Origin of the sequence: Promicromonospora sp. NPDC059942, from assembly GCF_042731755.1 — a bacterium.
Classification (GTDB): domain Bacteria; phylum Actinomycetota; class Actinomycetes; order Actinomycetales; family Cellulomonadaceae; genus Promicromonospora.
In genome coordinates, this window is sequence record NZ_JBHWLR010000004.1 from 407,570 (window position 1) to 426,319 (window position 18,750).

Here is an 18,750-nt window from a genome sequence, read left to right on the forward strand (position 1 = left end):
GCGTGCACTCCTGTTCGCTGGTCGGTCATTCGGTGGGGTCGGCGTCGGCGGGCGCCGACGCCGACCCGTCGGCGGGCGGGAGCACCAGGGTGCGGACCGGCTCCTGGTTGCCCGCGCGGTCGGTCGCCGCGTACTCGATGACCTGCGGCGCGTCGGACAGCGCCCGGCTGAACGGCTCGGCGAAGGTGGCCCAGAACGTGTCCGGCCCCTTCCACCGGATGCTGTCCACGCCCGAGACGTCGTCGACGGCGGTCAGGTTGATCTCGACGCCCCGCGGGCCCAGGCGCTTGGTCGTCACCTTGGTTCGCGGCGGTTTGGTGTCGACGCTGACCTCGCGGACGACGCGGCGCTCCCGGCCCGCGTCGTCGACGGCGCGCGCGGTAACGGTGTGCACACCGTCGGACAGGACCAGCGGCGCCTGCCCCGCGGGCGCCCAGGGGCCGTCGTCCACCCGGACCTCGACAACGGGCTCGCCGGTGTCGGCCCGCGCGGTGACCGTGAGCTCCGCCGGCCGGAGGTACCAGCCGGTCACGCCGGGCGCCGCGGCCGGGACGATCTCCACGCGCGGCGCGGAGCCGTCGTGCGCGGCGGTCGGCGCCCGGGACAGGAGCGCGGCCTCCTCCGCCGCACGCGCGGCTTCCTCCGCCGCACGCGCGGCTTCGTCCGCCGCACGCGCGGCCTCCCGGTCGGCGTCGCCCCCGGCTCCGGGCCCGGCGCCGCCGTCGTCCTCCGGCCCGACGGCGGAGCGTGCCGCCGCCACGAGCACCTGCCGCGCCTCCGCGGCGCTCAGCAGCCCGAGCTCCACGAACTCGTGCGTGGTGCGCAGCACCGCCTCGACGAACGCGCCCCGGTCGGCGAACCCGCCGTCCGCCCAGAGCACGTCGAGAAAGGTCCGTCCGTCCGCCCGCCCCGCGTTGGGCACGCCCGAGTCAGCCGCCGGGTCCGCGCCGGCGAACGCGATCCGGGCGTCGGCCCGGCGCAGGTACATGTGGTATCGGGCGTCCGACCCGGACCACGTCGGCTCCAGGACGAGGTCGCCCAGTCGCCACGTGCCGTCGTCGGCCGGGGTCAGCGGGGCGTCCAGCGTGCCGTCGAGCCGCCGCCAGGTCGCGGCCTGGACCGGCAGCCAGGTCGTGGCGGCGCTGCGCGCGAGCAGGACCGTCGGCCCGAGCTCCAGAGTCACCACGGACGTGTCGTCCGGCGCCGGGACCTCGCGCAGCGTCAGCGGCATGTCGATCTCGACCACGGTGCCGGGGCGCCAGTCACGCCGCAGGACGACGTACCCGCCGTCGGCCCGCACGGACTGCGCCTCGCCGTCCACCCGGACGCCGAACACGGGGGAGGGCGTGGCCCAGCCCGGCACCCGCAGGCGCAGCTCCAGGTCGCCGGTCGCGTCGACCCGGATCCGGCTGGCGCCCTCCAGCGGGTACGCCGTCTCCTGGATCAGACGGACGCCGGCCTCCGGCCAGCTCGCCGTCGACGCCACGTAGAGGTTGACCCACACGGTCCGGACGCCGCCGTCGGGCCCCGCCGCACCGCCGTCCGAACCACCCGAGCTGCCCGGGCCGCCCGACCGGAAGTACACGGAGTCCTGGTACTTGACGTGGTTCTCCAGCCCGGTGCCGCCGCAGCAGGTGCCCACGTTGTCCCACTCGCGCAGCGCCCCCGGGTGCACGGGGAACATGTACGTGACCTCGGGCGAGTCGTCCGAGGTCACGTCGCGCCGCGAGCCCAGGATCTGGTTGGTCACGGCCCGCTCGTAGTAGTCGGCGAACCGCGCCTCGCCCGTGCGCTCGAAGAGGGCCCGGGCGATCTTGAGCATGTTGTAGGTCACGCACGTCTCGGCGTTCCGGTTGCCGATGTCGCCCGCGACGGCGCCCGCCGGCCCCCACAGCTCGTTCTCGCCGGAGCCCCCGTGCGCGTAGGTGCGGCCGGGCACGAGCATGTCCCAGAGGTGGACGACGGCGTCCAGGTATCGGGTCTCGCCGGTCAGGTCGGCCAGCCCGAGGTAGCCCAGGAGCGTGGCGGCGTGCTGGTTGGCGTGCATGCCGTCCAGCTCGTCCCGGCCCGCCGCCGCGAAGTCCAGCAGCGTGTCCAGGTCGAACAGCCGGGCCGTCTCGACGAACGTGCGGTCCCCGGTCAGCACCGCGAGGTCGCACAGCACCTCGTTCATGCCCCCGGCCTCGCCCGCGATGTACAGGGCCCACATGTCGGCGCGCTGCTCGGCCGGCAGCACGGACAGCCGCCCGTGCACCCAGCGTCCCATCGCGGCGGCGACGTCCAGCGCCACACCCGAGCCCGTGTGCCGGTGCGCGTCGAGCAGCCCCGCCATGATCTTGTGGCACGTGTAGTACGGCGCCCAGATCTCGCCGTAGGGCGCAAGGCCCTCCAGCCGCGAGAACTGCCACTCGCCGTACGCGGCCAGGAACCCGGGGTGGCTGTAGCGCCCCGTCGCGGCCAGCGTCTCCTGGACCTCCCGCAGTCCCTCGACCAGGTCGTCGACCTTGGCGTGCAGCTCGGCCCGCAGCGCGGCGTCGTCCGCGCCGCCCGCCGCGAGCGCCAGCATGGACAGGAAGTGCCCCGCGTAGTGGCCGCGCAGGAGGTTCGCGGTGGGCGCGGCCTCGCGGCCGGGGTAGTCGTCGGGGCCCCAGGCGTCCTCGTCGGGGTGGCCGAAGTCCTCCCAGCCGCCCGGCGGCAGCGCCCCGCGCGTGTCCAGCCCGGCGTTCGCGCGGAACACGGCGAGCAGCCGGTCGACCGGGTAGACGCGGGCCAGGTGCAGCATCTGGTCGCGGGCCCGGGTGAAGACGCCGCCCGTGAGGACGACGTCGGCGAGCGGGAACGGCTCGGCCACGCGAGGTGGTGCCGTCAGCACGGCCTCAGCCATTGCCGAGCCGTTCCGTGGTCCACCGCTCGATGCCGGCGGCGTCGATGGGCAGGGCGTCGGAGAGCACCTCGGCGCTGTCGGCCGTGACCAGCAGGTCGTCCTCCAGGCGCACGCCGATGCCGCGCAGCTCGGGCGGCACGGTCTCGTCGTGGGCGTGGAAGTACAGGCCGGGCTCGACGGTCATGACCACGCCGGGGGCCAGGGGAGCGGCCTGGTAGGTGGGGTAGTCGGAGTGGGCGCAGTCGTGCACGTCCAGCCCGAGGTGGTGGCCGATGCCGCAGACCAGCCAGCGCCGGTGCTGCTGCCCGCCGGGGGAGAGCGCCTCGTCGACGGAGACGTCCAGCAGGCCCCAGTCGTGCAGCCCCTGCGCGATGACCTCCATGGAGGCGTAGTGGAAGTCGAGGTACTCCACGCCGGGACGGATCTGCGCCATGCCGGCGCGGTGCGCCTTCTCGACCAGGTCGTGCACCTGCCGCTGGATCGGGCTGAAGGTGCCCGACGGCGGGATGGTGCGCGTGACGTCGGCCGTGTACAGCGAGCTGGCCTCGACGCCCATGTCGAGCAGCAGCGGCATGTCGGGCAGGATCGGTCCGTCGCACCGCACCCAGTGCAGGGTCGGGGCGTGCGGGCCGGAGCCGACGATCGTCGAGTAGCCCGGCCCGTTGCCGAACGTGCGGGCGTGCCGGTCGAACGTGCCCTGCAGCCAGCGCTCGCCGAGCCCGCCGACGGCGCGCGGCACCTCGCGCGCGACCGCGTCGAACCCGGTCACGGTGTGGTCGATCGCCTCGCGGAGCTGCGCGATCTCCCAGTCGTCCTTGATCATGCGCAGGTCGGACAGCGCCCGCGCCAGGTCCTCGGACGGCTTGAGGCCGAACCGGCGCACCAGGTCGTCGTCGACCGACGGCGAGGCGAGGGCGCCGTCCAGGGTGTCGAGCACGCCGTCCAGCGCGGAGCGCGGCTCCACGGCGATGCCGAGCGCCCCGGCCCACGCGGCCAGGTCGGGGGAGGGCCCCACCCACAGCTCGCCGTAGGCCGCGTTCGCGAAGAACTCGCTCTCGCCGGGCCGCGCGGGCGGCGGCAGGTACAGCGTCGCGTCGTGCCCGCCGTCGCTCGCCCGCAGCACCAGGACGCCGTCCTCGGGCTGCACACCCGTGAGCCACACGAAGTCGCTGTCCGCGCGGAACCCGTACATCGCGTCGCCGTTGCGCAGCGGCGCGCGCCCGGCGCTGACCACGGCGTCGCGCGCGCCGATGCGCTCCGACAGGCGGCGGCGGTGGTCGGCGGCCGCCTCCGGCGCCCCGGGGATCACCGGGACGACGACGTCGGGCGCGCCCCAGCCGCGGGCCATGTGGGCGTTGAACGCCGGGCTGTCGGCCAGCCGGGGCGCGCGGGTCCCCGCGTAGGGCGGCCGGCCGGTGGTGTCGTGCGTGCTCATCGGATCTCTCCTCCTCGGTCGCGGACCAGCTCACGCAGGCGCTCCAGCACGCGTGCGTCACCGATCCCGTCGTGCTCGTACTCGTTGGTGACCCACGCCTGCGCCGACCCGACCCGCGAGAGCGTGTCGAGCTGCAGGCCTGAGTCCACGAACATGTCGTCGTGGTAGACGATCGCCGCCAGGGGCACCTCGTTGGCGGCCAGGCGGTCCAGGTCGTACAGCGGCGACCACTCCTGGCGCGCCGCCAGCTCGTGCACCGCGCCCGCGAACGGGCGCAGCAGCCGGATCTCGTCGAACATCCACGGGAACGCCATCTCGCCCGTGAACAGCAGCGGACGCCGGCCCGGGTCGAACTCCGGACGCCGGTCGCGCTCCGCCTGGGCCGCCCAGCCCGTCGGGCCGTTGCCGCCGTGGCCGTAGATCGACTCCTGGAGCGTCCAGAACAGGGGGCCGTCCGCCTGCGCCGTACGGACCATCGCCTCCTGCAGGAACCCGGCCGACAGCCGGCCCGGCGCCGCGAACGCCTTCTCGACGAACCAGTGCAGCCGCTCCGGCCCCGGCTTCATGCCCAGGTCGATGCCCATGGACTGGAACCGGCGCACCGTCAGCACGTCGCCGTCCGGCAGCCGGACGTCGCCCTGCGCGAGCCGATCCGCGATCGCCGCGACCGCGTCGACGTCGGCCGGGTAACGCCGGTAGAACTCCGCCGTCTTGCCCGCCACCCGGCCGAACGTGCGGCGGTAGACCTCCGCGGCGTCGGGCGGCGTGCCCGGGATGCCGCCCGCGACGTAGCAGGCGCGCAGCGCCTGCGGCGCCACCGACAGGTACGTCAGCGTGATCCAGCCGCCGAAGCTCTGCGCCAGCGTGGCCCACCGGCGCCCGCCGTACACGTCCCGGCGCACGTCCTCCAGGTCCGCCACGATCGAGTCGGCCCGGTAGCACGCCAGCAGATCGGCACCCGCGCGGGCGTCCAGCCCGGCCAGCACCTCGCCGTCCAGCGGCGAGCTGCCGCCCGTGCCGCGCTGGTCCACCAGCACCACGCGATGGTCGCGCAGCGCCACGTCCAGCCAGCCGTCCCGCCGCAGCGGCCGCGGGTTCGCGCCGCCCGGCCCGCCCTGCAGGTACACCAGCAGCGGCAGGTCCTCGTCGCCGCGCGCCGGGTCCACCAGCTCGCGGACCAGCAACGACACCTCGCCGCGCAGGCGACCGCTCCGGTCCAGCGGCACCGCGAGACGGCGCTCGCGGACGCCGATGCCCGGCAGCAGGTAGGTGGTCCAGGTCGTGCTCATCGTGCTCCCTCCGCCGCGAGCGCCGCGTTGCGCCGTCGTGCCGCCTCCCACTCGGGGCGGATGCGGGGCACGGCGTCGAGCAGCTTGCGCGTGTACTCGTGCTGGGGCGCGTCGAAGACGGCGTCGCGGTCGCCCTCCTCGACGATCCGGCCCTGCGTCATCACCGCGACCCGGGTGGCGATCTGCCGCACCACCGCGAGGTCGTGCGCAATGAACAGGTAGGTCAGCCCCTCCTCGCGCTGCAGGTCGCGCAGCAGGTTGATGACCTGCGCCTGCACGGAGACGTCCAGGGCCGAGACGGCCTCGTCGCACACGACGACGCGCGGCCCGACCGCCAGCGCGCGGGCGATGCCGATGCGCTGCGCCTGCCCGCCGGAGAACTGCGCCGGGTACTTCTGCGAGTGGTCGGGGTCCAGCCCGACCCGCTCCATGAGCGAGCGCGTGAAAGCCCGGGCGCCGCCGGGGATGCTCCGCTGCTGGTAGAGCAGGGGAGCGGTGACGATGCGCTCCACGGTGTGCCGCGGGTTGAGCGAGGAGTACGGGTCCTGGAAGACCACCTGCACGTCGCTGCGGAACCGGCGCAGGTCGGCCCGGCCCAGCCGGGTCACGTCCTCGCCGTCGAGCTCGACGGTGCCGGAGGTGGCGTCCAGCAGCCGGGCGGCCAGCCGCGCCGTCGTCGACTTGCCCGAGCCGGACTCGCCGACCAGGGCGAGCGTGTCGCCCGCGTTGATCTCGAAGCTCACGTCGTCCACGGCCCGGAAGGTGTCCGGACGGCGCACGATGCCGCCCGTGCCCAGGACCGGGAACTCCTTGACGAGGTGCGTGGCGCGCAGCAGGGGCGTGCTCATGCTGGTCCTCCGACCTTCTTGGTGCCGACGGCGCGCAGCTCGCCGATCTCGTCGTCGATCCGCGGGACGGCGTCGAGCAGCGCCTGCGTGTACGCGTGCCGCGGGTCCGTGAAGATCTGCTCCACGGCGCCCCGCTCCACGCACACGCCGTCCTTCATGACGACGATGTGGTCGGTGACCTCGCTGACGACGGCCAGGTCGTGCGTGATCAGCACGAGCCCCGTGCCGGTCTCGCGCCGGATCTCCTGCAGCAGGTCGAGGATCTGTGCCTGGACGGTGACGTCGAGCGCCGTGGTGGGCTCGTCGGCGATGAGCAGCTCGGGCTCGGTGCTCAGCGCCATGGCGATCATGACGCGCTGGCGCATGCCGCCCGAGAACTGGTGCGGGTAGTGGTCCACGCGCCGCGCGGCGTCGCGGATGTGCACCCGTTCCAGCGCCTCGATCGCGACCCGCCGGGCCACGCGCCGCGTGGTGCCGGGCCGGTGGGCGCGGTAGGCCTCCTCGATCTGCAGCCCGACCGTGTAGTACGGGTTCAGTGAGGACAGCGGGTCCTGGAAGACCATGGCGACGCGGTCGCCGCGCACGCGGCGCAGCTCGGCCTCGGACATGCCGACGAGCTCCTGGCCGCCCAGCCGCACGCTGCCGCTGCGCTGCGCGGCCCGGGGCTGCAGCCCCATGATCGCCAGGCTGGTCATGGACTTGCCGGAGCCGGACTCGCCGACGATGCCCAGCGCGCCGCCGGGCTCCAGGTCGAGGTCGAGCGAGCGGACGGCGTCCAGCGGCCCGCGCGGGGTGGGAAAGGTGACCGTGAGGTCGCGCACCTGCAGCAGGCTCATGCGTTCACCCGCACTCTCGGGTCGATGGCGGTGTAGACGACGTCGACCACGATGTTGCCGACGACGACGAGGAACCCGGCGAGCAGCGTGACGCCCATGATCACCGGCTGGTCGTTGCGGGCGATGGAGTCGGCGGCCATCTTGCCGACGCCGTTGATGCCGAAGACCGTCTCGGTGATCAGGGCCCCGCCGAGCAGGCCGGCGAAGTCCATCCCGAAGATGGTCACGATGGGCGTCAGCGCCGGGCGCAGCGCGTGCCGGCGCCAGACCAGCGGCTGGGCCAGGCCCTTGGCGTAGGCGGTGCGCACGTAGTTCTCGCGCAGCACGTCGAGCACGTTGGCGCGGGTCAGCCGCGTGTAGGCGGCCGCGTAGCCGACGGCGAGCACGATCCACGGCATGACGAAGTTGGCGAACCACTGCCCGGGGTCGTCGGCGAAGGCGACGGCCTGCGGGAAAGGCAGCCACTGCAGCTTGACCACCAGCACGTACTGCAGCACGAGCGCGAGCACGTAGTTGGGGATCGACATGCTGGTCAGCGTCAGGCCGGTGGTGAACCGGTCGAGGAACGTGCCCTCCTTGACGGCGCTGAGCAGGCCGCCGGCCAGCCCGGCGAGCAGCCACAGCACGGCGGCACCCACGGCGATCGTCGCGGAGACCGGGAGGCGCTGGATGATCATGTCCCACACGGCCTGGCTGGACTGGAACGAGTAGCCCAGGCACGGCGCGGCACACTCGACGGCGCCGGCGCCCTCACCGTAGGTGCGGCCCGCGAAGATGCCGACGACGAAGTGGAAGAACTGGGTCCAGAACGGCTGGTCCAGCCCCAGGTTGCCGCGGATCTGGTCGATGACCTCGGGCGTGCAGTTCTTGCCGCAGATCTGCACCGCAGGGTCCGGCGACAGCGCGAAGAAGACCAGGTACGTGAACAGGCACACGAGCAGCAGCACGCCGAGGCCGGAGGCGACTCGGGTGATCAGGAACCGGGGCATCAGCGGCCCTCCTGGGCGTCGACGACGGCGCGCAGGCGGTCGCCGAGCACGGTGAACGAGAGCACGAGCAGGAACAGGCACGCGCCGGGGAAGACGAAGTACGCGGGGTCGACGGCGTACCACTTCACGGACGCGGCGATCATCTGGCCCCAGCTCGGCGCCGGGGGTACCACGCCGACGCCGAGGAAGGACAGGCCGGCCTCGGTGCCGACGTAGCCGGGCACGGCGAGGGTGGCCATCACGATGATGGTCGAGCGCAGGTTGGGCAGGATCTCGCGGAAGACGATGCGGGTCCCGCTCGCGCCGGCGGCCCGGGCGGCCTCGACGAACTCCCGCTGCGCGAGCGACATGGTCTGCCCGCGCACGATGCGCGCCAGGTAGGGCCAGCCGAACACGGAGATGACCACCACGAGCAGCGCGGACCGGTTGCCCGCCGGCAGCGCCGAGAGCACCGCGATCATGAAGATCAGCGCCGGGAACGCCATGAGGAAGTCCATGACGCGCGAGATCACCAGGTCGACCCGGCCGCCGAAGTAGCCGGCCACGAGCCCGAGCGACACGCCCAGCACGGTGGTCAGCGCGGTGGCGGACAGCGCGATGCTCATGGACACCCGGGCGCCGTAGACGATGCGGGCGAAGATGTCGCGGCCGCTGCCCGGTTCGACGCCGAACCAGTGCTCGGCGCTGACGCCGCCCCACGGGCCGATCGGCATGCCGCCGAGGTTGGGGTCGATCGCGGTCTGGTCGAACTCGTACGGGGTCCAGCCGCTGATCGCGGTCAGGAGGGGCGCGAAGATCGCGACGAGCGTGACGAGCACGATGTAGCCGAGGCCGAGCATCGCGCCCACGTCACGGCGCAGGGCCTGCCAGGTACCGCCGGCACCCGCCCGGACGGCGCCGGCGGCTGCTGCCGCCGGCGCCTCGGGGGTGTCGTCGGTCCCGGCCTCGACGGGCTGGGCCGTCGTGAGATCGGTCGGGAAGGACGTCATGGATCAGCCCTTCTCGGGGTCCTTGAGGCCGACACCGACGTAGTCGATGCCGCCGCTCGCGGCGTTCGCCGAGGAGTACAGCCCGGTGACGTTCTCACCCGGGAGCAGCACCGTCTTGGCGACCATGAGCGGGACGATCGGCGCGAGCTCGATGATCTGCTCGTCGAGGTCGCCCCACTGCTCGTTCGCCGCGGCGATGTCGGTCATGGCCCCGATCTCGTCGATCCGTGCGTTGACGTCCTCGTCGTCGAGCTGGGCGAGGTTGTTGTTGCCCTTCTCGTAGATGTTGCGGCCGTCGAACAGCGGCGGGATGAAGGTGGCCGCCGACGACGCCCAGTCCGGGCACCAGCCGGTGATCGCGGCGTCGTGCTGCTGCGACGGGGTGCCGATGGTCTCGTAGTAGGTGGACGTGTCGATCAGGTTCAGCTTGACCGTGATGCCGATGCGCTCGAGCGACTGCTGGATCGACTCGGCCTGGGCCTGCATCGACTCCTGCGAGCGGATGTCGAGGGTCAGGGTGAACCCGTCGGACAGGCCGGCCTCGTCGAGCAGCTTCTTGGCGGCCTCGACGTCGCCGGTGCTGTCCGCCGACGGGTACAGGTCGAAGTCCTTGTGACCGGCGACCGCCGGCGGGATGATCGTCGTGGACGGGGCACCGAGCTGCGTGCCGCCGCTCGCGTTCACGATGGAGCTGCGGTCGACGGCGTAGCTGATCGCCTGGCGCACCCGGACGTCGTCGAGCGGCGCCTTGGTGGTGTTCAGGCCCATGTAGGTGGTGCAGATGCCGTCGAACTGCAGCACGCGCTCCTGCAGCTGCGGCGTCTGGAGGCGGGGGAGCGTGGCCGGCTGGATGTTGCCGGCGATCGCGTTGACGTCCGCGCCCTGCCCGGCGATGAGGCGCTCGTCGATGGTGGCCGGGTCCAGGCCGATGGTGAACTCCCAGCCGTCCGGCTTGGCGGCGCGCACGTCGTCGGTCGCGGCGTCCCAGTTCTCGTTGCGCTCGAGCTTGATGGTGCTGCCCGGCACGTACTCGGCCAGCTTGTACGGCCCGGACGCGACGATCTGGTGGATGAACTCGTCGCCGGCGCCGCTGCCCTCGGGGAACGGGGTCGCGTTGACCTGGGAGACGACGGCGTCGAACTCGGGGAACGGCTTCTTCAGGTGGAAGACGATCGTCTTCTCGTCCGGCGTCTCGATCGTCGGCAGGTCACCCGTCTTGTACGGGCCCTCGTAGTCCTCGGGGGCGTCGATGACCTGCTTGAGGTACGGGGAGCCGATACCGAGCTCCGGGTCCCAGGCCCGGGAGACGCCGAACTTGACCTCTGCCGAGGTGATCGGGTCGCCGTTGTCGAACTTCAGCCCGTCCTTGAGCGTGTACGTCCAGGTCAGACCGTCGTCGGACACCTCGCCGAGGGACTCCGCCAGGTCCGGGACGATCGCGGTCGGGTCGTCCGCCGAGCCCGGCGCGGACGTCGTGAGCTGGCGGTAGACCAGCCGGTAGAAGTTGTTCACGCCACCGTCCCAGCCGCGCGCCGGGTCGAGGTAGGAGAAGTCGGCGTTCTGCAGCACCTGCACGGTGCCACCCTCGGCGGGCTCGGCCCCGAAGCCGCCGCCGCCCGAGGAGGAGGCGTCCTGGCTGCCGCCGCCGCACGCGGCGAGCGCGAGCGTCGCGGCTACCGCGACGGCTGCTGTCGTCATCCGATGGAACTTCACGATGTGGCCCTTCGATCAGTGACGCGGGTGCGTCGGGTGGTCTGCGGTACGGCCCCGGCGCAGCCGCGGTCGTCGTCGACGCGGCCAGGCCTTCGATATGTGATGCGTGATATGTTACTGAGACCCTACAGGGATGTCGATGGGGTGATTGTAAACGTCGCGTTTCGGCGGGATGACGCCAGTTTTGGCGGGCGAAAGTCCGGCGAGCGGGCCCTCGCTCAGGTACCCTCTGGCGGCATTGACGACGGTTTCCTGTCGTGTGTAATATTCTACTGTCGAAGCCTGACACCCCTGGAGAGCACCATGAGCTCAGTTTCACCGACCCCGTCGGTCCGTCGTCTACCACCGGTCGCGAGCCTGCGCGAGCAGGTTCACCGCGCCCTCGTGGCGGCGATCGTCGCGGGCGAGCTGGAGCCCGGCGAGCTGGTCTCCGTGCCCACGCTGGCCGCGCGCTTCGACGTGTCCGCGACGCCGGTGCGCGAGGCCGTGCTGGACCTCGAGCGGCGCGGCTTCCTGGAGGCCGTGCGCAACAAGGGCTTCCGCGTCACGCGCGTGAGCGACCAGACGCTGCGGCACGTCGCCGCCGTCCGGCTCGTGATCGAGCCCGTGTGGATGGAGCGGCTCGCCAAGTCGTTCCCCGTGGGGCAGCTCGGGGAGTTCCGGGCGCTCGCCGACGAGATCGTCGAGGGTGCGCGCACGGGCGACCTCATCGCGTACCTCCAGGCGGACCAGGCGTTCCACCTGCGGCTCATGGGCCTGCTGGGCAACCCGGTGGCCGGCGAGATCGTGGCGGACCTGCGGGACCGCGCGCGGCTGCTCGGGCTCTCGACGATGGTCGCGGGCGGCACGCTGGCCGCCTCCGCCCAGGAGCACCACGAGCTGCTCGACCTGCTCGCGGCCGGCGACGGCCCCGGCGCCAAGGCGCTGATGGAACGGCACATCGGGCACTCGCTGGGCACGTGGGCGGGCAAGCCGGAGGACTGAGCAGGACGGCCCGGCATCGGGCCGGCAGAGCAGGGCAGACACAGCAGGGCAGGAACAGTGCAGGACGACGGAGCGACGGAGGGGGTGGACGTGGCAGCGGACGTGGTGATCGTCGGCGCCGGGATCGTGGGCGCCGCGTGCGCGCGCTCCCTGGCTCTGGCCGGAGCGAGCGTCGTGGTGCTCGACCGCGGGGCCGCGGCCGCCGGCACCAGCGCGCACGGCGAGGGCAACCTGCTGGTCTCGGACAAGGGCCCGGGACCGGAGCTGGTGCTCGCCCAGGAGTCGCTGCGCCGGTGGACGGCGCTCGCCGGGGAGCTGGCCGACGAGCTCGGCCCGCGGTTCCCGTCGGTCGAGCACGACGCCAAGGGTGGCGTGGTCGTCGTGGCCTCGGACGGCGGTCTGGCCGGGCTGCGCGAGTTCGCCGCGGGGCAGAGGGCCGCGGACGTCGAGGCTGTCGAGGTGACCGGCGACCAGGCCCGCGAGCTCGAGCCCGACCTCGCGCCCGGCGTCCTGGGCGCGATCCACTACCCGCAGGACGCGCAGGTGCAGCCGGTCGTCGCCGCCGAGGCGCTGCTGGCGTCCGCGCGCCGGGCCGGCGCCGTCGTCCGCACGGGGGTCGAGGTGACCGGGCCGCTGCTGGGGGCCGACGGGCGCCTGACCGGCGTCGCGACCACCCAGGGCGACGTCGCCGCCGGAGCCGTGGTCGTCGCGGCCGGGCCGTGGTCGGCGGACGTCGCGGAGCGGCTCGGCTCGTGGGTCCCGGTGCGGCCGCGCCGCGGGACCGTGCTCGTGACCACGCCCATGGCGCAGCGCATCCACCACAAGGTGTACGACGGCGACTACTTCGCTGCCACCCAGTCCGCGGGGGAGGAGCTGCAGACGTCGGCCGTCATCGAGTCGACGCGCGGCGGGACCGTGCTGATCGGGTCGAGCCGGGAGCAGGTGGGGTTCGACGAGCGCTTCCGCGCCGAGGTGCTCGCCCAGATGGCGCGGCGCGCCGTGACGGTCTTCCCGTTCCTCGCCGAGACCAACGTGATGCGCTCCTACCTGGGCTTCCGCCCGTACATGCCGGACCACCTGCCCGTGATCGGCGCCGACCCGGCGCTGCCCGGCCTGTGGTTCGCGACCGGTCACGAGGGCGCGGGCGTCGGCCTGGCGCCCGCGACCGGGGACCTGATCGCCGCAGGCCTGCTGGGGACGGAGCCCGCCGTGGACCCGCGCCCGTACGCGGCGGACCGCCCCACGCTCCAGGCCCTGCGCCCCACCCCGGTGTCGGAGAACGCCGCCCACGAGGGAGCACGACCATGACGTCGAGCCGTATCCCGGCCGCCGCCGACCCGGTGCTGCCGGGTCCCGACCGGCCCCTGACGATCTGGGTCGACGGCGAGCCCGTCACCGGCACGGCCGGGCAGACCATCGCGGGCGTCCTGCTGGGCGCCGGACGGCGCCAGTGGCGCTCGACCGGCCAGAGCGGCGCACCGCGCGGCGTGTTCTGCGGCATCGGCGTGTGCTTCGACTGCGTCGTGGAGGTCAACGGCCTGCGCGACGTACGGGCCTGCCTGCGCCGCGCGCAGGACGGCGACGTCGTGGCGCGGCAGGGTGAGCCGTTCGGCGAGCCCGGCGGCGGGCCTGGTGTCGGGCGGTTGGACGAGCACGACGGACCGGAGGTGACCCGATGAGCGGGCAGGAGCGGCACGTCGTCGTCGTGGGCGCGGGTCCGGCAGGCCTCGCGGCCGCGCGCGCCGCCGCCGACGCCGGGGCGCGGGTCACGGTGCTCGACGCGGCCGACGTGCTCGGCGGCCAGTACTGGCGGCACCTGCCCGCCGAACGTCCGGCCGGGCGCGAGCACCTGCTGCACCACAAGTGGGACACGTACCGCGCGCTGGCCGACGCCCTGCGGGCGCACCCCGCGGTCACGGTGGTCCCGACGGCGCAGGTGTGGTCGCTGGAGCAGCTCGACGCCGGCGTCCGCCTGAACGTGCTCGTCGGCGAGCCCGACGCCGCAGGGCGCGAGGCACACACGTTCGAGCCGGACGCCCTCGTGCTCGCGACCGGCGCCCACGACCGGACCCTCCCGTTCCCCGGCTGGCAGCTCCCCGGCGTCTACTCGGCGGGGGCGGCGCAGGCGCTGGCGAAGGGGGAGCGGGTCGCCGTCGGGCGCCGCGTCGTCGTCGCCGGGGCCGGACCATTCCTGCTGCCCGTCGCCTCGTCGCTGCTGCGGACCGGTGCCACCGTGCTCGGCGTGCACGAGGCGAGCCGGACCGGGTCGCTCGCCCGTGGCTGGCTGGACCGTCCGTGGGAGCTGGTCGGCGCCGTCGGCAAGGCCGGTGAGCTGGCCGGATACGTCGGTGAGCTCGTGCGCCACCGCGTCCCGTGGCGCCCCGGCGAGGCTGTGGTCGCCGCGCACGGCGACGGCCAGGTCGAGGCCGTGACGATCGCCCGGCTCGACGCCCGCTGGGCGCCCGTGCCAGGGACGGAACGCCAGGTCGAGGCCGACGCCGTCGCCGTGAGCCACGGGTTCACGCCGCGCCTGGAGCTGGCGGTCGCCGCCGGGTGCGCCCTCGCGCCGAGCCGGTTCGTGGTCGTGGACGACGCGCAGGCCACGTCCGTGCCGGGTGTGTGGGCCGCCGGTGAGATCACCGGGATCGGCGGGGCCGACGCGGCCCTGGCCGAGGGCGCCGTCGCGGGCACGGCTGCCGCCGGGGGCGACCTCCTGTCCGGGACCGCCGGCCGTGCCGTCCGGGCCCGGGACAGCGCCCGCGGCTTCGCCGCCCGGATCGAGGCCGCCCACGGCATCCGCGGCGGGTGGGTGCGCTGGCTGCGCGACGACACCGTCGTCTGCCGCTGCGAGGAGACCACCTACGGCCGCGTGCGCGAGGTCGTCGAGCTGACCGGGTCGCACGAGACCCGCTCGGTGAAGCTGACCAGCCGCGCCGGGCTCGGCCCGTGCCAGGCGCGCATGTGCGGCCGCACGCTCCAGGAGCTGCTCGACGGCGACGGGTCGGACGGCGCGCCCGGCGTCGACCGCCGTCCGCTCGTGGTGCCCGTGCGGCTCGGCGACCTGGCCGCGCTGCCTTCCCCTTCTACTTCACTTCCCACCGCTACTTCCCACAGCATCGCAACCACAGGAGACCTGACATGAACCAGCGATTCGACCTCGGCGGCGTCATCGTCGCCACCACCCTCGCCTTCACGCCCGACGAGTCCGCGCCGGCCGGGCTGGCCGTCGACTACGAGAAGTTCGCCGCGCACTGCGACTTCCTGATCGAGAACGGCTGCCGCGGCGTCGGTCCGAACGGCTCGCTCGGCGAGTACTCCTCGCTGACCGACGACGAGCGCCGCAAGGTGATCCAGACCGCCGTCAAGGCGGTGGACGGCCGCGGCCTGGTCGTCGCCGGCGTGCACGGCGTGGGCTCGCACCAGGCCAAGCACTGGGCCGAGCTCGCCGCCGAGGACGGGGCCGACGGCGTCCTGCTGCTGCCGCCCACGATCTACCGCGCCAACCGCGCCGAGGTGATCGCGCACTACGCCGCCGTCAACGAGGTGGGCCTGCCGATCATGATCTACAACAACCCGATCGACACCAAGGTCGACCTCACGCCGAGCATCCTGGCCGAGCTGGCCCAGCTCGAGAACGTCGTGGCCGTCAAGGAGTTCTCGGGCGACGTGCGGCGCGTGCTGGAGATCAAGGAGCTCGCCCCCGACCTCGACGTCATCGCGGGCGCCGACGACCTGCTGTTCGAGTCGCTCGTCGCGGGCGCCGTCGGCTGGTTCGCCGGGTACCCGAACGCGTTCCCGCGCGAGGCCGTGGAGATCTACACCCTGGTCACCGAGGGGAAGATCGACGAGGCCCGCGAGCTGTACCGCCACCTCGTGCCGGTCTTCCGCTGGGACTCGCGCACCGAGTTCGTCCAGGCCATCAAGTACTCGATCGACCTGGCCGGGCAGAGCTACGGTGGGCCCACCCGTCCGCCGCGCGGCCCGCTGTCGGCGGAGCACGAGGCACAGGTCCGCAAGGCGACGGAGGCGGCGCTCACCCACATCGCCTCCCGCACCCCCCGCACCCCCCGCTGAGTGCTGGCTATTTGCGCGATCGAAAGGATTCGACAGCGCAGATGTCCAGCACTCAACGAGAAGGAGGAAGCATGCGTTCTAGCAGGACCATCACCGCCGTCGACTCGCACACGGAGGGCATGCCGACGCGCGTCGTGACCGGCGGCGTGGGGCCCATTCCCGGCGCCACGATGAACGACAAGCGGCTGTACTTCATGGAGCACATGGACGAGCTGCGGCACTTCCTGATGGACGAGCCGCGGGGGCACGGCGCGATGAGCGGCGCCATCCTGCAGCCGCCCACGCGGTCCGACTGCGACTGGGGCGTCGTCTACATCGAGGTGTCCGGGTGCCTGCCGATGTGCGGCCACGGCACCATCGGCGTGGCCACGGTGCTGGTCGAGACGGGCATGGTGGACGTGGTCGAGCCGGTCACGGAGATCCGGCTCGACACGCCCGCCGGGCTCGTCGTCGCGAAGGTCGCCGTCAGCGACGGCCACGCCGACGCCGTGACCATCGAGAACGTGCCCAGCTTCGTCACCGCCCTCGACCAGGAGGTCGAGGTGCCGGGCTACGGCACCGTGCCCTACTCCATGGCGTTCGGCGGCAACTTCTACGCCCTGGTCGACCTCGACGACCTCAAGCTGCCGTTCGACCGCGACCGCCAGCAGGACCTCCTCGCCGCCGGGCTCGCGATCATGGACGCCATCAACGAGACCGCGATGCCCAAGCACCCCGAGCTCGACGGCGTCGAGGGCTGCCACCACGTCGAGCTCATCGCCCCCGGCTCGGACGCCCGGCTCTCCCGCCACGCCATGGCGATCTACCCGGGGTGGTTCGACCGGTCGCCGTGCGGCACCGGCACGTCCGCCCGCATGGCGGAGCTCTGGGCCCGCGGTGAGCTGGCCCTGGACACCGACTTCGTCAACGAGTCGTTCATCGGCAGCCGGTTCGTCGGCCGCCTGGTGGGGGAGACGACCGTCGCGGGCCTGCCCGCCGTCCTGCCCACCATCACCGGCCGTGCCTGGGTCACGGGCACCGCCAACTACCTGCTCGACCCGAGCGACCCGTTCCCCACGGGTTTCGTGTTCTGACCCGCTTTCTTCGATGAGGAGCCCCATGACCGCCACCGCGGCGTCCGACCTTGACCGCACCGTCGACGACGTGGCCCGCCGGGCCGCCGAGGCCTTCGCCGGGCTGTCCCGGGCCACGCCCGCGACCCGCGCCGCCGGCCTGCGCCGCGCCGCCGCAGCCCTCGGCGACCACGCCGACGAGCTCGTCGCCACCGCCCACGTGGAGACCGGCCTCGCCGAGGCGCGGCTGCGCGGCGAGCTCAGGCGCACGCAGGTGCAGCTGCGCCTGTTCGCGCACGTCGTGGAGGACGGCGCCTACCTCGACGTCCGCATCGACGAGGCCGACCCCGACTTCGTGCTCGGCCCCCGCCCCGACCTGCGCCGCGCCCTGTGGCCCGTCGGCCCCGTGGTCAACTTCGCGGCCAGCAACTTCCCCTTCGCGTTCTCCGTGGCGGGCGGCGACACCGCAGCGGCGCTCGCGGCAGGGTGCCCGGTGATCGTCAAGGCGCACCCGGGGCATCCGTGGCTGTCGGCGCGGGTGGCGACGCTCGTGGCCGGCGCGCTCGTCGAGGCCGGGCTGCCGGAGGGCACGCTCCAGCTCGTCACCGACCAGGACGCCGGGGTGGCCCTGCTGGAGCACCCGGCCGTGAAGGCTGCGGCCTTCACCGGGTCGCAGCACGTGGGGCAGCTCCTGGCCGCCCGGGCCGCCGCGCGGCCCGAGCCGATCCCGTTCTTCGGCGAGCTCGGCAGCGTCAACCCGGTGCTGGTCTCGCAGGCAGCCCTGGACGAGCGCGCGGACGCGCTGCTCGCCGGGTTCGTCGCGAGCGTCTCCGGCTCGGCCGGCCAGCTCTGCACCAAGCCGGGCTTCCTGCTCGTCCCGGCAGGCACGGCGTACGACGACGCCGTGGTCGCCGCCGCGGCCGACGTCCCCGAGCACCGGCTGCTCAACCCGTCGATCGCCGACGGCTACGAGCGGCGCGTCGGCCAGGCACTGGCCGTGGACGGGGTGCGCGTGGTGCGCGCCGGCGACTTCCGGCGGGACGACGACGGGCAGGCCTGGGTGACGCCGACGTTCGTCGCGGCGCCGCTGGACGTGCTCCGGGCCGCCGGGGACGCGCTGCTCGACGAGGTGTTCGGGCCGTTCTCGGTGATCGTGGAGTACCCGGCCGGGACCGACCTGGCCGCCGTCGTCGGCGAGCTGTTCCCCGGCAACCTCACGCTGACCCTGCACCTGGGCGCGGGGGAGACCGGCGCGGAGCAGGGCGCGCTCGTGGCGGCGCTGGGGCGGCATGCCGGGCGGGTGCTGCTCGGCGGCTGGCCCACGGGTGTGGCGGTGACCCCCGCGATGCAGCACGGCGGCCCGTCGCCCGCGACGACGACGGACGGCACGTCGGTCGGCACCGCCGCGATCGGCCGGTTCCTGCGCGGCGTCACCTACCAGGACGCCCCGCAGGACCTGCTGCCCGCGCCGCTGCGCGACGACAACCCGTGGGACGTGCCCCGCACGGTGTCGCCGCGGGGCGCGTCGGCGGAGTGGTGACGGCGGCAGCCTGCTGAGCGCGGCCTGGGCGGTCGGCAGTTTGCTGAGCCGGTCTCGTCCGGTCGGCAGCTTGCATCGAGGTTGGCAAAGGGACGTTTCGACCTCAGGGAGGGCGGC

The 18,750-nt window shown here is 73.6% G+C and carries 15 protein-coding genes; 7 read left to right on the forward strand and 8 right to left on the reverse strand.

Annotation, left to right across the window (positions count from 1 at the left end):
• Positions 1-25: 25 nt before the first annotated feature.
• From ACFV9Q_RS09100 to ACFV9Q_RS09135, 8 genes are read right to left on the reverse strand one after another with little or no spacing between them, the layout of a single operon-like run.
• Positions 26-2,884, reverse strand: a complete 2,859-nt coding sequence (locus ACFV9Q_RS09100) for a beta-L-arabinofuranosidase domain-containing protein (RefSeq protein ID WP_377234135.1) — start codon at positions 2,882-2,884, stop codon at positions 26-28.
• On the reverse strand, positions 2,877-4,319 hold the full coding sequence (locus ACFV9Q_RS09105; protein WP_377234136.1) for an aminopeptidase P family protein: 1,443 nt from the start codon (positions 4,317-4,319) through the stop codon (positions 2,877-2,879). The genes ACFV9Q_RS09100 and ACFV9Q_RS09105 overlap by 8 nt, the downstream gene beginning before the upstream one ends.
• Complete coding sequence (locus ACFV9Q_RS09110; RefSeq protein ID WP_377234137.1) at positions 4,316-5,608, reverse strand: alpha/beta fold hydrolase; 1,293 nt, start codon at positions 5,606-5,608, stop codon at positions 4,316-4,318. The genes ACFV9Q_RS09105 and ACFV9Q_RS09110 overlap by 4 nt, the downstream gene beginning before the upstream one ends.
• Positions 5,605-6,456 (reverse strand): ATP-binding cassette domain-containing protein, encoded by an 852-nt coding sequence (locus ACFV9Q_RS09115; protein ID WP_377234138.1) that lies wholly within the window; start codon positions 6,454-6,456, stop codon positions 5,605-5,607. Before ACFV9Q_RS09115 ends, ACFV9Q_RS09110 begins: the two co-directional genes overlap by 4 nt.
• Complete coding sequence (locus tag ACFV9Q_RS09120) at positions 6,453-7,292, reverse strand: ABC transporter ATP-binding protein (protein ID WP_377234139.1); 840 nt, start codon at positions 7,290-7,292, stop codon at positions 6,453-6,455. Before ACFV9Q_RS09120 ends, ACFV9Q_RS09115 begins: the two co-directional genes overlap by 4 nt.
• Positions 7,289-8,281, reverse strand: coding sequence for an ABC transporter permease (locus ACFV9Q_RS09125; protein ID WP_377231738.1), 993 nt, complete (start codon positions 8,279-8,281; stop codon positions 7,289-7,291). The genes ACFV9Q_RS09120 and ACFV9Q_RS09125 overlap by 4 nt, the downstream gene beginning before the upstream one ends.
• Positions 8,281-9,270, reverse strand: coding sequence for an ABC transporter permease (locus ACFV9Q_RS09130; protein WP_377234140.1), 990 nt, complete (start codon positions 9,268-9,270; stop codon positions 8,281-8,283). The genes ACFV9Q_RS09125 and ACFV9Q_RS09130 overlap by 1 nt, the downstream gene beginning before the upstream one ends.
• 3 nt (positions 9,271-9,273) lie before the next feature.
• Positions 9,274-10,968, reverse strand: coding sequence for an ABC transporter substrate-binding protein (locus ACFV9Q_RS09135; protein WP_377234141.1), 1,695 nt, complete (start codon positions 10,966-10,968; stop codon positions 9,274-9,276).
• Between the two features lie 318 nt (positions 10,969-11,286).
• Between ACFV9Q_RS09135 and ACFV9Q_RS09140 the strand changes: the two genes are divergently transcribed.
• From ACFV9Q_RS09140 to ACFV9Q_RS09170, 7 genes are all read left to right on the forward strand, one after another.
• On the forward strand, positions 11,287-11,967 hold the full coding sequence (locus ACFV9Q_RS09140) for a GntR family transcriptional regulator (RefSeq protein ID WP_377231611.1): 681 nt from the start codon (positions 11,287-11,289) through the stop codon (positions 11,965-11,967).
• Positions 11,968-12,057: 90 nt separating this feature from the next.
• Entirely contained in the window at positions 12,058-13,275 is a 1,218-nt protein-coding gene (locus ACFV9Q_RS09145) for an NAD(P)/FAD-dependent oxidoreductase (RefSeq protein ID WP_377234142.1), read from the forward strand.
• Positions 13,272-13,646 (forward strand): (2Fe-2S)-binding protein, encoded by a 375-nt coding sequence (locus tag ACFV9Q_RS09150; protein ID WP_377234143.1) that lies wholly within the window; start codon positions 13,272-13,274, stop codon positions 13,644-13,646. Before ACFV9Q_RS09145 ends, ACFV9Q_RS09150 begins: the two co-directional genes overlap by 4 nt.
• On the forward strand, positions 13,643-15,109 hold the full coding sequence (locus tag ACFV9Q_RS09155; protein ID WP_377234144.1) for an FAD-dependent oxidoreductase: 1,467 nt from the start codon (positions 13,643-13,645) through the stop codon (positions 15,107-15,109). The genes ACFV9Q_RS09150 and ACFV9Q_RS09155 overlap by 4 nt, the downstream gene beginning before the upstream one ends.
• Complete coding sequence (locus tag ACFV9Q_RS09160) at positions 15,106-16,041, forward strand: dihydrodipicolinate synthase family protein (protein WP_377234145.1); 936 nt, start codon at positions 15,106-15,108, stop codon at positions 16,039-16,041. Before ACFV9Q_RS09155 ends, ACFV9Q_RS09160 begins: the two co-directional genes overlap by 4 nt.
• 71 nt (positions 16,042-16,112) lie before the next feature.
• Positions 16,113-17,114: a proline racemase family protein gene (locus ACFV9Q_RS09165; RefSeq protein WP_377234146.1), complete on the forward strand. Its 1,002-nt coding sequence runs from the start codon at positions 16,113-16,115 to the stop codon at positions 17,112-17,114.
• Between the two features lie 25 nt (positions 17,115-17,139).
• Complete coding sequence (locus ACFV9Q_RS09170) at positions 17,140-18,633, forward strand: aldehyde dehydrogenase family protein (protein WP_377234147.1); 1,494 nt, start codon at positions 17,140-17,142, stop codon at positions 18,631-18,633.
• The last annotated feature ends 117 nt before the right edge of the window (positions 18,634-18,750 follow it).

Coding starts and splice junctions, on each gene's coding strand:
- ACFV9Q_RS09100 (WP_377234135.1), bottom strand. CDS start 2,884: ATGGCTGAGGCCGTGCTGACGGCACCACCTCGCGTGGCCGAGCCGTTC.
- ACFV9Q_RS09105 (WP_377234136.1), bottom strand. CDS start 4,319: ATGAGCACGCACGACACCACCGGCCGGCCGCCCTACGCGGGGACCCGC.
- ACFV9Q_RS09110 (WP_377234137.1), bottom strand. CDS start 5,608: ATGAGCACGACCTGGACCACCTACCTGCTGCCGGGCATCGGCGTCCGC.
- ACFV9Q_RS09115 (WP_377234138.1), bottom strand. CDS start 6,456: ATGAGCACGCCCCTGCTGCGCGCCACGCACCTCGTCAAGGAGTTCCCG.
- ACFV9Q_RS09120 (WP_377234139.1), bottom strand. CDS start 7,292: ATGAGCCTGCTGCAGGTGCGCGACCTCACGGTCACCTTTCCCACCCCG.
- ACFV9Q_RS09125 (WP_377231738.1), bottom strand. CDS start 8,281: ATGCCCCGGTTCCTGATCACCCGAGTCGCCTCCGGCCTCGGCGTGCTG.
- ACFV9Q_RS09130 (WP_377234140.1), bottom strand. CDS start 9,270: ATGACGTCCTTCCCGACCGATCTCACGACGGCCCAGCCCGTCGAGGCC.
- ACFV9Q_RS09135 (WP_377234141.1), bottom strand. CDS start 10,968: ATGACGACAGCAGCCGTCGCGGTAGCCGCGACGCTCGCGCTCGCCGCG.
- ACFV9Q_RS09140 (WP_377231611.1), top strand. CDS start 11,287: ATGAGCTCAGTTTCACCGACCCCGTCGGTCCGTCGTCTACCACCGGTC.
- ACFV9Q_RS09150 (WP_377234143.1), top strand. CDS start 13,272: ATGACGTCGAGCCGTATCCCGGCCGCCGCCGACCCGGTGCTGCCGGGT.
- ACFV9Q_RS09155 (WP_377234144.1), top strand. CDS start 13,643: ATGAGCGGGCAGGAGCGGCACGTCGTCGTCGTGGGCGCGGGTCCGGCA.
- ACFV9Q_RS09160 (WP_377234145.1), top strand. CDS start 15,106: ATGAACCAGCGATTCGACCTCGGCGGCGTCATCGTCGCCACCACCCTC.
- ACFV9Q_RS09165 (WP_377234146.1), top strand. CDS start 16,113: ATGCGTTCTAGCAGGACCATCACCGCCGTCGACTCGCACACGGAGGGC.
- ACFV9Q_RS09170 (WP_377234147.1), top strand. CDS start 17,140: ATGACCGCCACCGCGGCGTCCGACCTTGACCGCACCGTCGACGACGTG.